Origin of the sequence: Actinoplanes palleronii (genome assembly GCF_016862315.1) — a bacterium.
In the GTDB taxonomy this organism is placed as follows: domain Bacteria; phylum Actinomycetota; class Actinomycetes; order Mycobacteriales; family Micromonosporaceae; genus Actinoplanes; species Actinoplanes palleronii.
This window is the reverse complement of sequence record NZ_BOMS01000078.1, coordinates 66990-79865: the sequence shown is the minus strand read 5'-3', so window position 1 is coordinate 79865 and position 12876 is coordinate 66990. Positions and strand designations below refer to the sequence as shown.

Below are 12876 nucleotides of genomic sequence, written 5' to 3'. Positions count from 1 at the left end.
TCAGCCGGAGGTGCGGCCTCAGCCGGAGGTGCGGCCTCAGCCGGAGGTGCGGCCTCAGCCGGAGGTGCGGCCTCAGCCGGAGGTGCGGCCGGCGGTGCGGCTGCGGCTTCGGCCGGCGGCGCGGCCGCGGGTGCGGTTTCGGGTGTGGCCTGCGGCTCGGTCTCGGCCATCAGCAGGTCCCCAGCATGTCCTGCAAGGCGTCCCTCTCCTTTTCCGTGACGGTCAGCTTGTAATAGCTCTTCACGGTTACCCAGTCGACGGAGTAATCGCACCAGGCGTCCTTCGCCGGGGGCTTCCAGGTGGAGGGGTCCTGGTCGCCCTTCGAACGGTTCGAGGTGGCCGAGACCGCCAGCAGCTGCGGCCGGTCCAGGTCGTTCGCGAACGCCTCGCGCTGGTCGGTGGTCCACTTGTTCGCACCGGAGCGCCAGGCGTTCGCCAGCGGCACGGTGTGATCGATGTCGACCTTGGTCGGTGAATCCAGCTTCAGACCATCGTAGAAGCTGGTGAACGTGCCGGCGACGACATTGCACCCGGAGGTCTTGACGTTCTTGCCGTCGCGCTCGAGGACCGAGTCACGGGTGTCGCAGTTCTTGCCGGCGCTCTTCCAGTGCGGGAACTTCTCCCGGCTGTAGCCGGCCATGGTGCCGGTCTTGGCGACGACGGTCAGCTTCGCGAGTTGGTCTTCGGCGGTCTTGGCGTTTCCGGAGCCGGAACCCGAGCCGGACCCGGAACCGGAGCCGGTGGGCGACGTGGAACCGGGGTCACCGGCGTCGACGACGTCACAACCGGCGATCAGGGTGGCGGCTAGCAGGAACGGGATCCAGCGGGAGCTACGTGGGGGCACCCACTCAGCGTAAAGGTGATGCCCGCGTGCCGCCTCTCGGCGGCACGCGGGAGTGAATCAGCGGGCGCGGTTGATCGCGCTGGTCACGGCCTTGATCGAGGCGCTGACGATGTTGGCGTCGATGCCGACCCCCCAGTACGTACGGTCGCCGACCTCCACCTCGACATATGCGGCGGCCTGCGCGTCACCACCCGAGGTCAGCGCGTGCTCGGCGTAGTCCAGCACCCGGGCCTTGATCCCCAGCGGCTCGACGGCCTGGGTGAACGCGTCGATCGGGCCGTTGCCGACCCCGGCCAGCGGACGACGCACGCCACGGTGGAACACCTCGACATCGATCTCCACCTTGCCGTCGACAGTGGCAGTGCTGTAATTCTCGATCTTGAAGGCGGCGCCGATCTGGTGCTCGACCAGGTACTCGCCGGCGAAGATGTCCCACATCTGCTGCGGGCCGACCTCGCCACCCTCCTCATCGGTGTGGTGCTGCACCACGCCGGAGAACTCGATCTGCAGCCGCCGCGGCATGTCGAGCTTGTGCTCCTCCTTCATGATGTACGCCACCCCGCCCTTGCCGGACTGCGAGTTGACCCGGATGACCGCCTCGTAGGTGCGGCCCACGTCCTTCGGGTCGATCGGCAGGTACGGCACGCCCCAGGTGAAGGCGTCGATCGCCACGCCGGCGGTGTCCGCGTCGGACTGCAGCGCGGCGAAGCCCTTCTTGATGGCGTCCTGGTGCGAGCCGGAGAACGCGGTGTAGACCAGGTCACCCGCGTACGGGTGCCGCTCGTGCACCGGCAGCTGGTTGCAGTACTCGACGGTGCGCTTGACCTCGTCGATGTTCGAGAAGTCCACCTGCGGGTCGATGCCCTGGGAGAACAGGTTCAGGCCCAGGGTGACCAGGTCGACGTTGCCGGTGCGCTCGCCGTTGCCGAACAGGCAGCCCTCGATCCGGTCGGCGCCGGCCAGCAGGCCCAGCTCGGCGGCGGCCACCGCGGTGCCCCGGTCGTTGTGCGGGTGCAGGCTCAGGATCACGCTGTCCCGGCGGGGCAGGTGACGGTGCATCCACTCGATCGAGTCGGCGTACACGTTCGGGGTGGCCATCTCGACGGTGGCCGGCAGGTTGATGATCAGCGGACGGTCCGGCGTCGGGTCGATCACGTCGATCACCGCGGAGCAGATCTCCAGCGCGTAGTCCAGCTCGGTGCCGGTGTAGGACTCGGGCGAGTACTCGTAGAAGATCTCGGTGTCCGGGGTGTGGATCTCGGCGTACTTCTGGCAGAGCCGGGCGCCGGTGGTGGCGATGTCGGTGATCCCGTCCTTGTCCAGGCCGAAGACCACCCGCCGCTGCAGCGTCGAGGTCGAGTTGTAGAAGTGCACGATGGCCCGCTTGGCGCCACGGATCGACTCGAAGGTCCGGTCGATCAGGTGCTCGCGGCACTGCACCAGCACCTGGATGGTGACGTCGTCCGGGATCAGGTCCTGCTCGATCAGCTGCCGTACGAAATCAAAATCGGTCTGGCTGGCGGCCGGGAACCCGACCTCGATCTCCTTGTAGCCCATCTTGACCAGCAGCATGAACATCCGCCGCTTGCGTTCCGGGGACATCGGGTCGATCAGGGCCTGGTTGCCGTCGCGCAGGTCGACCGCGCACCAGCGCGGCGCGGTCTCGACGACCCGGCCCGGCCATTGGCGCTCGGGCAGGTCGATCGGGAACTGCTTCTGGAACGACTCGTACCGCTGGAACGGCATGCCGCTGGACCGCTGGGAATCAAAAGAAGTGGACATGTGACTGCTCCTGTCGAAATGAAGACGAGCAGGCGGCGTGCTTCAACTCCGCGACGAGGTGCCGGCCTGGGATGGGGCCTCGTCGCGGCAGCGAAGGAGAAGGTTCACCTGCCACATGTCGCCGACCACGTTACGTGAACAACTTCGGACCGGCCAGGCGAACGACCGGATCGTGGGACAGCCCGTGATCAGCCGGTGGCGGCGGACGGCGCGGTGGCCGGACCGGTCGGCGGATCGACCGGGATCGAGGGCTCGAGGGTGCTCGCCGGGTCCGGCGCGCCCATTCCCATCGCGTCCCCGCCGACCTCCGGGCCGGGGAACTGCACGGTGGCCGGCCCGGCGATCTGCCGGACCAGCTGGATCCGGCCGAAGCCGACCCGGGCCGCGGTCAGCAGGCCGTCCGCGGAGTAGCAGTAGACGCCGACGTCGACCGGCTGGTCCTGGGAGGCGGAGATCGAGTCGACCGAGTAGCAGGAGCCGCCCTGCGCGCCGTCCAGCGGTTGCACCGCGGCGACCGCGAGGGCCGAGTCGCGGTCGGTGAAGACCGGCAGCCACTGGCGGAACAGCCGCTGCACCTGCGGGTCGTACCGGCGCGGCACCTTCTCGCCCTTGGCCGCCACGTGCACGCAGCCGGCGTTGACCGGTGCGCCCGTCATCGAGAGCGAGCACTGGTAGACGCCGTTCTGGTTGCGCACGATCGAGACGTCCGAGGAGCCGCCGAGCGCGCCGTTCGCGATGTCCACCCGCCAGGTGCCGTCGACCGCGACGGTGGCGACCACGTTGCGGGGCACGCCGCTGCCGCCGGTGAACGTGTAGAGCGCGGCGTACTTGCGGTCCAGCGCGATCGCGGCGATCCCGGCCAGCTCGTTGCGCGAGTCCGGGTTGCCGGGGGTGATCAGCGCCGAGGCCGAGGGGGTGGGCGCGGCGTCGGGCGTGTCCTCGCCGCAGCCGGCCAGGCCCAGGGCCAGCGCGGTGGCGGTCAGCGCGGCCAGGAGGCGCCCGGATCCGGAGGGAAGGTGCACGGCGACATTCTCGCCCCATCTCGCCCGTTCGGTGCGACACGCCGGTCCGCACCGCCCGGCGTGTCGGGGGCGAACGGCCGGATTCTGGGATCGCCTGTGAAAGCTGAGCACCCCCGCGGCTAGGGTGGTGGCGACTGCCCTGACCGGCGTCATTGTTCCGTGTATCCGAAGGAATGGTTGGCCGTGGCTCTAGTCGTGCAGAAGTACGGTGGCTCGTCGGTGGCGAACGCCGAGCGCATCAAGCGCGTGGCCGAGCGCATCGTGGCCGCCCGCAAGGCCGGCGACGACGTGGTCGTGGTGGTTTCCGCGATGGGCGACACCACGGACGAACTGATGGACCTGGCCAACCAGGTCAGTCCGCTGCCGCCGGGCCGCGAGCTGGACATGCTGCTCACCTCCGGCGAGCGGATCTCGATGGCCCTGCTGGCCATGGCGATCCACAACCTGGGGTATGAGGCGCGGTCGTACACCGGCTCACAGGCCGGCGTGCTCACCACCTCGGCGCACGGCAAGGCGCGGATCATCGACGTCACTCCCGGCCGCCTGCGGACCGCGCTGGACGAGGGCGCCATCGCCATCGTCGCCGGTTTCCAGGGCGTGTCGCAGGACACCAAGGACATCACCACGCTGGGGCGTGGCGGGTCGGACACCACGGCGGTCGCGCTGGCCGCGGCGCTGCACGCGGACGTCTGTGAGATCTACACCGATGTGGACGGCGTGTTCACCGCCGACCCGCGGATCGTCCCGGACGCGCAGCACATCAAGAAGATCACGTACGAGGAGATGCTCGAGCTCGCGGCCGGCGGTGCGAAGGTGCTGATGTTGCGCTGCGTGGAGTACGCGCGGCGCTTCAAGGTGCCGATCCACGTACGCTCCTCGTACTCGAACAAAGAAGGCACGCTCGTCACCGGCTCGATGGAGGACCCTGACGTGGAACAAGCACTGATCACCGGGGTCGCGCACGACCGCAGCGAAGCCAAGATCACGATCGTCGGGGTGCCCGACGAGCCGGGCTCGGCCGGCCGGATCTTCGAGACCGTCGCGCAGGCCGAGATCAACATCGACATGATCGTGCAGAACGTGTCGACCGAGGGCACCGGCCGCACCGACATCTCGTTCACGCTGCCGAAGGCGGACGGCGCGGTCGCGATGAGCGCGCTCGACAAGATCAAGGATCAGATCAAGTTCAAGAGCCTGCTCTTCGACGACCACGTCGGCAAGGTCTCGCTGATCGGCGCCGGCATGCGCTCGCACCCGGGCGTCGCGGCCTCCTTCTTCGCCTGCATCGGTGAGGCCGGCGTGAACATCGAGATGATCTCCACCTCGGAGATCCGGGTCTCGGTCGTCTGCCGTGACACCGACCTCGACACCGCGGTCCGTGCCGTCCACGACCAGTTCGAGCTCGGTGGCAACGAGGAAGCCGTCGTTTATGGCGGTACCGGCCGGTAAGCCGCCGATGGCGCGGCCCACGCTCGCCGTCGTCGGAGCCACCGGTTCCGTCGGGACGGTGATGCTCGACCTGCTCTCGTCCCGGCGCGACGTCTGGGGCGAGATCCGGCTGATCGCGTCGGCCAAATCCACCGGCAAGTCGCTGCTCTGCCGCGGCGAGACCCTTCCGGTCCTCCCGCTGACCGCCGACGCGTTCGACGGCGTGGACGTGGCGATGTTCGACGTACCCGACGACGTGGCGGCGCACTGGGCGCCGATCGCGGTGTCCCGGGGCGCCACCGTGGTGGACAACTCCACCGTGTTCCGGATGGAACCGGACGTCCCGCTGGTGGTGCCCGAGGTCAACGAGGAAGCGGTCGTCCATCGCCCGCGCGGGATCGTCTCCAGCGCCAACAGCACGGTCGCCGCGATGATCATGGCGGTCGCCCCGCTGCACTACGAGTACGGCCTGCGCGAGCTGGTCCTGGCGTCCTACCAGGCCGCTTCCGGCGTCGGCCAGGTCGGCGTGGACACCCTGCACGACCAGCTCACCAAGGTGGCCGGCGACCGGCTGCTCGGCTCGCGCCCGGGCAACGTGCGGCAGGCGGTCGGCGACGACCTCGGCCCGTTCCCGGCCCCGCTGGCGCTCAACGTGGTGCCGTGGGCCGGTGAGCTCGCCGCGCTCGGCTGGTCGTCCGAGGAGCTCAAGCTCCGCAACGAGAGCCGCAAGATCCTTGGCGTGCCGGCCCTCAAGGTCTCCGCGACGTGCGTGCGCGTCCCGGTGGTGACCGGCCACTCGGTCGCGGTGCACGCGGTGTTCGCCGCCGAGGTGACCGCGGACGGCGCCCGTCAGGTGCTGCGCAACGCGCCAGGGGTGATCCTGGTCGACGACCCGGAGGCCGGCGAGTTCCCGATGCCGATCGACGCGGTCGGCACCGACCCGTCCTGGGTCGGCCGGATCCGCCGGGCCATGGACGACCCGCGCGCCCTGGATTTCTTCGTGACCGGTGACAACATGCGCAAGGGCGCGGCGCTGAACTCGGTGCAGACCGCCGAGCTGCTCGCCGCCGAGATCAGCAAGAAAGCGACGGGTAAGTGACCGCGGTGCTTCAGGTCGAGTCCGGGCCGGTTGTCGGCAGGCCGGGCGGGTTCCGGTTCGACGGTGTCGAGCGGTGGACCTGGTGGGGCCAGGATCAGTACGGCGAGGACGCGGTGGCGGTCCGCGGCGGCCGCGTGGTCACGTTCGGCTCGATCGCCGAGTGCCAGGCCGGGTTCCCGATCCGCACGGTCGCCCTCGCCACCAGGACCGAGGCGGAGGACGACCCTGATCCGGTCGCGGCCGACTTGGGTCCGGCACAGGATTGGGTACGAGGTAAGCGCCTCGCCGTCCCGCTGGAGAGCGTCCTGAACCTCTGGAACTGGGGGATCGACGTGGCGTACTCGACCGGTCTGGTCTTCTCGCAGCGGGCCAAGCGGCACGACGTCTGTTACGACAAGCTGATGGCGCACCACTCCCCGTGGATGTTCGGCGTGGAGGAGTACCACCCGATCTGGTCGGTCCGTGAGCTCGCCGCGCTCCGGGAGACCCTGGCCCGCTCGATCCACGTCCTGCGCACCGCCCTCCCCCCAGCCTGAAGCCGTCAACCGGCAGCGTGGCGAGTTGGGTTGCCCGCTGCGTGGGGAGTTGTGGTGCGGTGCGCGCCGAAAGTCCCCACGCAATGTCGGGTTGCTCGCTGCGTGGGGAGTTGGGGTGCGGAGCGCGCCGAAAGTCCCCACGCAATGTCGGGTTGCCCGCTGTGTGGGGAGTTGGGGTGCGGTGCGCGCCGAAAGTCCCCACGCAATGTCGGGTTGCTCGTTGTGTGGGGAGTTGTGGTGCGGAGCGCGCCGAAAGTTCACACGCTTGGGGTTTGTGGCGTGCGGCTGAGGGCCGCACGCCACGCCCGGCTCAGGGATTCGTCAGGAAGCGGCCGCGTCGAGGGCCTCGCGGGTCAGTAGCGCCCGCAGCGTGATGCCGTCGGCCGCGAGGGCCTGCGAGCCGCCCTCCTGCCGGTCGATCACGCACAGCGCGTGGTCCACGTGTGCGCCCAGTTTGCGCAGCTCACCCGTGGAGATGACGACCTGGCCACCGGAGGTGACCACGTCCTCGACGACGAGCACCCGGCGACCGGCCACTTCGGCGCCCTCGGCGAGGCGGGCGGTGCCGTACTTCTTCGCCTCCTTGCGGACGAACGCGGTGGGCAGGCCGGCGTGCCGGGCCAGCGCGACAACCACCGCGATGCCCCCCATCTCCAGGCCGGCCAGCACCTCGGTGCCCTCCGGGATCAGCACGGCCAGCTGCTCGGCCAGCTTGTCGAGCAGGACCGGGTCGGCCTCGAACTGGTACTTGTCGAAATACTCGGTGGCGGTGCGGCCGGACCGGAGGGTGAATTCGCCGGTCAGCCGGCTCACGGTGCGGACCTGGCGGGCGAGGTCGGTGGAGTCAGTCACAAGGTCCCACCTTGTCAGGCCACGGTGTGGCGACACACGGGCACCCCGGTCGTCACCCGTTGGCGTACTTGATCTCCGCTATACGGCATTCTATGTGTGTTTGGGGTAGTTTTCGCCTAATAGCGGCTTGTGCCCGGAAGGAACATTGCTGTGACACCCTTCGCCATTCTCTTCCTGCTCGCTTTCGCTGGAACGTCGTGTTTTGCGTTCGGCCGCGCGTTCGGCCGTGGCGAGCGTTATGAGCGCGGGTACCGCGAGGGCTTCCGGGACGGCGAGACCGGGTCCCTGGCCCGGGCCACCCGGCTGATGCAGCTCGGTGACCGGCAGACCATCGCACCGGTGGTGGAGACCATGCTCGGGCCGTACGCCGTGCCGCAGCAGATGACACCGCGCCCGGTCGGTCCGTCGCTGGCCGGCATCCCGGTGCGCCCGCAGTTCGCCGTCTGACCCGCCGGTGCCGATCCCGGCGCGCGCGCCGAGCACCGACCACCCGAGACGTCTCAGGCCCGGTTCCCCCGCCCGGGGGCCGGACCTGAGGCCACAACGACGAAGGGCTGGTAATCCATCTCTGGATTACCAGCCCTTCGGCTTGCAACTGGTCGGGGTGACCGGATTTGAACCGACGACCTCTTCGTCCCGAACGAAGCGCGCTACCAAGCTGCGCCACACCCCGGTGCTGCAGAAAGAATACTACCGGACTCCGGCGCACCCCCGAAATCCGGGCTCCCCCTGCAGCGTTTTAGCAGGTCAGCGCGGGATCAACGTGAGCAGCGAGGCCTCCGGGCGGCAGGCGAAGCGGATCGGCGCGGTGGGGTGGGTGCCCAATCCGGCCGAGACGTGCAGCAGCGAGTCCGAGCCGGGCCAGCGGTGCAGGCCCTTGGCCATCCGGGTGGGCAGGTCGCAGTTCGTGGTCAGCGCGCCGTACCCGGGCACGCACACCTGGCCGCCGTGCGTGTGCCCGGCCAGCAGCAGCTCGAAGCCGTCCGAGGCCATCGCGTCCAGCACCCGGGAGACCGGCGAGTGGGTGACGCCGAGGTGCAGGTCGGCGCCGGTGTTGATCGGGCCGGCCACCGAGGCGTAGTCGTCCCGTTCGATGTGCGGATCGTCGACACCGACCAGCTCGATCGAGCGGCCGCCGGCCTTGAGCACCGTGCGGGCGTTGTTCAGGTCGGCCCAGCCGGCGTCGGTCAGGGCGGCCCGCAGGTCGTCGGCGGGCAGGTCGACACCCTGCACGTAATCCCGGTCGGGCAGCAGGTACTGCAGCGGGTTCTTCCAGACCGGGCCGCGGTAGTCGTTGGAGCCGAACACGAACGCGCCGGGCACGTCCAGGAACGGCTCCAGGGCGCGCAGCACGCCGGGGATCGCGTACGGCGAGGCCATGTTGTCGCCGGTGACGATCACCAGGTCCGGGTCGGTGCCGATCAGGCCGGCCACCCACTCCTGCTTGCGACGCTGATCCGGCGTCATGTGCAGGTCGGACAGGTGCAGGATGCGCAGCGGTTCCGCGTCCGGTTCCAGCACCGGTACGTCGAAGCGCCGGAGCGTGAACATGTTCCGCTCGATGAGTGAGGCATAGGCGAACGTCGCGCCGCCGACAGCGGCGAGCGTGGCGGCGGCGGAAATAAGGGAGCGCTTACGCATGACGGCAAGGGTAGTTTCTCCGTCCATGGGAACGCTGAAGGACCGCCTGAACGATGACCTGCACGCCGCGATGAAGTCCCGGGACGAACTGATCACCTCGACGCTGCGGATGGCCCTGTCCGCGGTGCGGACCGCCGAGGTGGCCGGCACCGAGGCCCGGGATCTCTCCGACGACCAGGTGCTCGCGGTGCTGTCCAAGGAGGCGAAGAAGCGCCGGGAGGCGGCCACCGCGTTCGCCGAGGCGGGCCGGACCGACCAGGCGGCCAAGGAGGTGGCCGAGGGCGAGGTCCTCGACCGCTACCTGCCGAAGCAGCTCACCGACGCGGAGATCGCCGAGATCGTCGGCGCGGCGCTGACCGCCGGCGGGTTCGCCAGCAAGGCGCAGATGGGCCCGGCCATGAAGGCGGCCCAGGCCGCTGTCGCGGGCCGGGCCGAAGGCGGCAGAGTAGCCACAGAGGTGCGGCGCCGTCTCGCCTGAGGGACAGAGGCCGAAGGTGGCAGGGTCGCCGCAGAGGTGCGGCGCCGTCTCGCCTGAGGTCTTATTGCTCGGGTACGGAAAACGGGCGGGAGATCGGCTCTCCCGCCCGTTTCCGTGTCCCTGAGGGTTGACCCTGGAAGTCAGCGCCCGCCTGGGGGAGTGTTCCCCGGCTTCGGATCCTTCTTCGGGTCGTCCTTCTTCTTGCCGTTGCTGACCTCGATCGTCACGGCGCCACCCTTGATGGTGCGCTCCTCGGCGGTCCCCGCGGCGGTGCCGGCCGGGCACTCCGAGTCGACGGTGCTGCCGACCTCGGGTTCGAAACCGGCGCCGGAGATCCGGTCCTTGGCCGAACTGATCGAGTCGCAGGTCACGTCCGGGATGCTGCGCAGGTCACCGATCGAGATCTTGTCGTTCGACGGCGTCTTGAACTGGACGCTCGGCTTGCCCTTCATGTAGTCGCGGAGCGAGTGCTGCACGACCGAGTTCACTTCCGGGTGCGACATCGTGTCGGTGTGGTCCTGCCAGTCCGGGTTGACCATGTAACCCGCGACCACCAGCTTCGTGGTGCCGACGATCAGCGACGCGGTCTTGCTGGAGTCGGTGGTACCGGTCTTGCCGAACACCGGGCGGTCGACGATGTAGCGGGTGTCCTTGGCGGTGCCGGTGCCGCCGCAGCTGCCGAGCTGCGACGAGTCGCCGACCGGGCAACGGGCCGCGTCGATGGCCGCGCGGGCCACGTCCTTGGTGGTGGCCTGGATGCAGTGCGGCTTGCCGACGTCGATCTTCTCGCCACTGGCGGTGGTGATCTGCTCGACCGGGGTCGGCTCGCAGTACTTGCCGTCACCGGCGAGCGTCGCGTACGCGTTCGCCATGTCCAGCGGCGTGGACGCGGTCACGCCCAGGGTGAAGGCGCCCCAGCCGGCCGCCCGGTCCTCGTCGTTGGCCCAGTCGTTCTCGGACTTCTCGCGGAACTGGACACCGAACCGCTTGGCGACCGCGACCACGTTCTCGGCGCCGACGCGCTCCTCCAGCGGCACGAAGAACGTGTTCACCGAGGCGCCGAAGCCGGTCCACATGTTGAAGACGCCGGCCTCTTTCTTGCTGGCGTTGCTCGGGCACCAGTCGTCGGAGCCGGGGCAGGACGACGGCGTGCCGTACCCGGCCTTGTACTTCGAGTGGTACGTGCCCTTGGCGTTGATCGGGAAGCTGAGCGGGATGCCCTTCTCCAGCGCGGCCACCATGGTGAACATCTTGAACACCGAACCGGCCTGGTACCCCTTGATGTCCCCGCCACCGCTGATCAGCGGGTTGGTGGTCTTCGGGTACGACCCGCGGATCTTCTTCTTCGCCTTCTTCGGGTCCGAGGAGATCTTGTTGGTCGGGTGGTCCGGGTCGTCCAGGGCGTACTTCCGGTTCGCGGCGAGCATCCGGACCTTGCCGGTGCCCGGCTCGACGCCGGCGATCAGGATCGCGTTCCGGCTGGTGTCCGGCTCCTTGCCGAGGATGTCGGCACGCGCCGAGGACTGGCCCTTGAGGTCGAGCGAGGTGACCACCTTGTAGCCGCCGCTCTTCAGCCGCCGCTCACGGTCGTACGTGGTGGCGCCGAACGCCTCCTGGCTCATCCACCAGCGGTAGAAGTAGTCGCAGAAGAAGCCCCAGTTGTTCTTGGCAACCGAGACACAGCCGTTGCCGATCGGCTTCACCTTGGTCGGGATCGCGATCTTGATGGCCTTGGTCGCCTCGACCTGCGTGATCGCGTTCATCGCGACCATGCTCGGGATGATGTAGTTGTTGCGCCGCGCCAGGATCTGCTCGTGACCCGACTTGACCGTCGGGTTGAAGCTCGACGGCGCCTTCACCATGCCGGCCAGCATGGCCGCCTCGGCGATGTTGAGGTCCTTCGGCTTCTTGTTGAAGTAGACCTGGCTGGCGGCGTAGACGCCGTAGGCCTGGTTGCCGAAGGGCGCGATGTTCAGGTAGCGCTCCAGGATCTGCTCCTTGGAGAGCTGCTTCTCGACCTGCAGCGCGTACTTCATCTCGGTGATCTTGCGCTTCGGGGTGTCCTTGGTCGCGTCGATCACCTCCTGCGGGTTGGTCGCCGAATAGGCCAGCGACATCCGCACGTACTGCATCGTGAGGGTCGAGGCGCCCTGCTGGGCGCCACTCTGACTGTTGCTGACGAACGCGCGGGCGACACCCTTGAGGTCGACGCCGTTGTGTTCGTAGAACTTGCGGTCCTCGGCCGCGACGATCGCAGTCTGCATGTACTTCGAGATGTCCTTCAGCGGAACGTCGCTGCGGAACTCGTCGTAGAACTGCGAGATCTGGGTCCGGCCGTCGGCGGCGTAGATCCGGGTGATCTGCGGAGAGCTGAAGTCCTTGAGCTCACTGGGCAGATTCGCGAATCCCTCACCGCCGGCCTTCGCGGCAAGGCCGGACATCGCGGCAGCCGGGAAGGCGGCCGCGGCCACCACTACTCCGGCCAGCAGGCCACACACGAGCAGCGATGTCGCGTTCGTGAAGATGTTGTGATCGCGTCTGCGCATCCAGGAGGTCACCCGAGGCAGGATACGCGAACGGTGCACGTGACCGCCCGTCGAGACGGCCGCCCTGGCCCGGTATGAGTGTGACGTGTCACCCGAGTTGGCGGGGTGGTTTACCCGATTCGCACCGAAGATACCCCCGTTCGGCTCCGTTTCCATGGCCGCTTTGCCCGGAACTACCGAGCTATACGTATTTGAGGGACAACGTTGCGTAATCACCCAACTACAGAGCATGATGGTCCGGCGAGACATCTCGCACGTCGTCTGCGCGGCAATGGGGGACACGGGCTCCGCGTAGACGCCCGGGGGTGAAATGCAAGGGGGGACGTTTACCAATGGGGATGATCAGCGACTGGCCCAGCATGGCGGCATGTCAGAGTGGCGACCCTGACGCGCTGTTCGTGCAGGGCGCCGAGCAGAACGTGGCTAAAAGGATCTGCCGCAGCTGCCCGGTGCGCTACGAATGCCTCGCCGACGCCCTGGACAACCGGATCGAGTTCGGCGTCTGGGGAGGCATGACGGAACGGGAACGGCGCGCACTGCTGCGCCGCCACCCGCACGTGGCCAGCTGGCGGAAGATGTTCGAAGCCGCTCTGAAGGAGAAAGGCGCCGACAAGGTGCTCGTCTCCACTCACTGATCACGCGAGCACC

Annotated in this window: 12 protein-coding genes and 1 tRNA gene; 6 read left to right on the top strand and 7 right to left on the bottom strand. The window is 68.6% G+C overall.

Annotated elements, in window-relative coordinates; genetic code table 11:
- Positions 1–169: 169 nt before the first annotated feature.
- The 3 genes from Apa02nite_RS25945 to Apa02nite_RS25935 all read right to left on the bottom strand — a co-directional run bounded on the left by Apa02nite_RS25945 (position 170) and on the right by Apa02nite_RS25935 (position 3648).
- On the bottom strand, positions 170–844 hold the full coding sequence (locus Apa02nite_RS25945) for an HNH endonuclease family protein (RefSeq protein ID WP_239164568.1): 675 nt from the start codon (positions 842–844) through the stop codon (positions 170–172).
- Positions 845–901: 57 nt separating this feature from the next.
- On the bottom strand, positions 902–2626 hold the full coding sequence (gene leuA / locus Apa02nite_RS25940; protein ID WP_203827284.1) for a 2-isopropylmalate synthase: 1725 nt from the start codon (positions 2624–2626) through the stop codon (positions 902–904).
- A 188-nt stretch (positions 2627–2814) separates the two neighbouring features.
- Positions 2815–3648, bottom strand: a complete 834-nt coding sequence (locus Apa02nite_RS25935; protein ID WP_203827283.1) for a hypothetical protein — start codon at positions 3646–3648, stop codon at positions 2815–2817.
- A gap of 183 nt (positions 3649–3831) precedes the next feature.
- On the opposite strand from Apa02nite_RS25935, the gene Apa02nite_RS25930 reads away from it, so the two are divergent.
- Genes Apa02nite_RS25930 through Apa02nite_RS25920 form a run of 3 tightly spaced genes read left to right on the top strand, consistent with a single transcriptional unit; the run spans position 3832 to position 6711 of the window.
- The gene (locus Apa02nite_RS25930; RefSeq protein ID WP_067690913.1) at positions 3832–5097 is read left to right on the top strand and encodes an aspartate kinase; all 1266 of its coding nucleotides are present in this window, start codon (positions 3832–3834) and stop codon (positions 5095–5097) included.
- A gap of 7 nt (positions 5098–5104) precedes the next feature.
- Entirely contained in the window at positions 5105–6175 is a 1071-nt protein-coding gene (locus tag Apa02nite_RS25925) for an aspartate-semialdehyde dehydrogenase (RefSeq protein ID WP_203827282.1), read from the top strand.
- Positions 6172–6711 carry a hypothetical protein gene (locus Apa02nite_RS25920; RefSeq protein ID WP_203827281.1) on the top strand — a complete coding sequence of 180 codons (540 nt, stop codon included), beginning with the start codon at positions 6172–6174 and terminating at the stop codon, positions 6709–6711. The genes Apa02nite_RS25925 and Apa02nite_RS25920 overlap by 4 nt, the downstream gene beginning before the upstream one ends.
- Before the next feature lie 321 nt (positions 6712–7032).
- On the opposite strand, the gene pyrE is transcribed toward Apa02nite_RS25920, so the two are convergent.
- Positions 7033–7563, bottom strand: a complete 531-nt coding sequence (pyrE, locus tag Apa02nite_RS25915) for an orotate phosphoribosyltransferase (RefSeq protein WP_067690918.1) — start codon at positions 7561–7563, stop codon at positions 7033–7035.
- 150 nt (positions 7564–7713) lie between these two features.
- Here pyrE and Apa02nite_RS25910 point away from each other — a divergent pair, with 150 nt between their 5' ends.
- Positions 7714–8010 carry a hypothetical protein gene (locus tag Apa02nite_RS25910; protein WP_067690921.1) on the top strand — a complete coding sequence of 99 codons (297 nt, stop codon included), beginning with the start codon at positions 7714–7716 and terminating at the stop codon, positions 8008–8010.
- A gap of 149 nt (positions 8011–8159) precedes the next feature.
- Here Apa02nite_RS25910 and Apa02nite_RS25905 read toward each other — a convergent pair.
- Both Apa02nite_RS25905 and Apa02nite_RS25900 read right to left on the bottom strand, forming a co-directional pair.
- Positions 8160–8236 (bottom strand) — tRNA-Pro (locus tag Apa02nite_RS25905).
- Positions 8237–8310: 74 nt separating this feature from the next.
- On the bottom strand, positions 8311–9204 hold the full coding sequence (locus tag Apa02nite_RS25900) for a metallophosphoesterase (protein ID WP_203827280.1): 894 nt from the start codon (positions 9202–9204) through the stop codon (positions 8311–8313).
- A gap of 25 nt (positions 9205–9229) precedes the next feature.
- Here Apa02nite_RS25900 and Apa02nite_RS25895 point away from each other — a divergent pair, with 25 nt between their 5' ends.
- Entirely contained in the window at positions 9230–9682 is a 453-nt protein-coding gene (locus Apa02nite_RS25895) for a GatB/YqeY domain-containing protein (RefSeq protein ID WP_203827279.1), read from the top strand.
- 140 nt (positions 9683–9822) lie between these two features.
- On the opposite strand, the gene Apa02nite_RS25890 is transcribed toward Apa02nite_RS25895, so the two are convergent.
- Complete coding sequence (locus tag Apa02nite_RS25890; protein WP_203827291.1) at positions 9823–12228, bottom strand: transglycosylase domain-containing protein; 2406 nt, start codon at positions 12226–12228, stop codon at positions 9823–9825.
- A 332-nt stretch (positions 12229–12560) separates the two neighbouring features.
- Between Apa02nite_RS25890 and Apa02nite_RS25885 the strand changes: the two genes are divergently transcribed.
- The gene (locus tag Apa02nite_RS25885; protein ID WP_043533057.1) at positions 12561–12863 is read left to right on the top strand and encodes a WhiB family transcriptional regulator; all 303 of its coding nucleotides are present in this window, start codon (positions 12561–12563) and stop codon (positions 12861–12863) included.
- Positions 12864–12876: the final 13 nt, after the last annotated feature.

Bases quoted from the DNA above. Each gene is read 5' to 3' on its own strand.
- Apa02nite_RS25925 (WP_203827282.1), top strand. From the start codon at position 5,105: ATGGCGCGGCCCACGCTCGCCGTCGTCGGAGCCACCGGTTCCGTCGGG.
- Apa02nite_RS25900 (WP_203827280.1), bottom strand. From the start codon at position 9,204: ATGCGTAAGCGCTCCCTTATTTCCGCCGCCGCCACGCTCGCCGCTGTC.
- Apa02nite_RS25895 (WP_203827279.1), top strand. From the start codon at position 9,230: ATGGGAACGCTGAAGGACCGCCTGAACGATGACCTGCACGCCGCGATG.
- Apa02nite_RS25885 (WP_043533057.1), top strand. From the start codon at position 12,561: ATGGGGATGATCAGCGACTGGCCCAGCATGGCGGCATGTCAGAGTGGC.
- Apa02nite_RS25890 (WP_203827291.1), bottom strand. From the start codon at position 12,228: ATGCGCAGACGCGATCACAACATCTTCACGAACGCGACATCGCTGCTC.
- leuA (WP_203827284.1), bottom strand. From the start codon at position 2,626: ATGTCCACTTCTTTTGATTCCCAGCGGTCCAGCGGCATGCCGTTCCAG.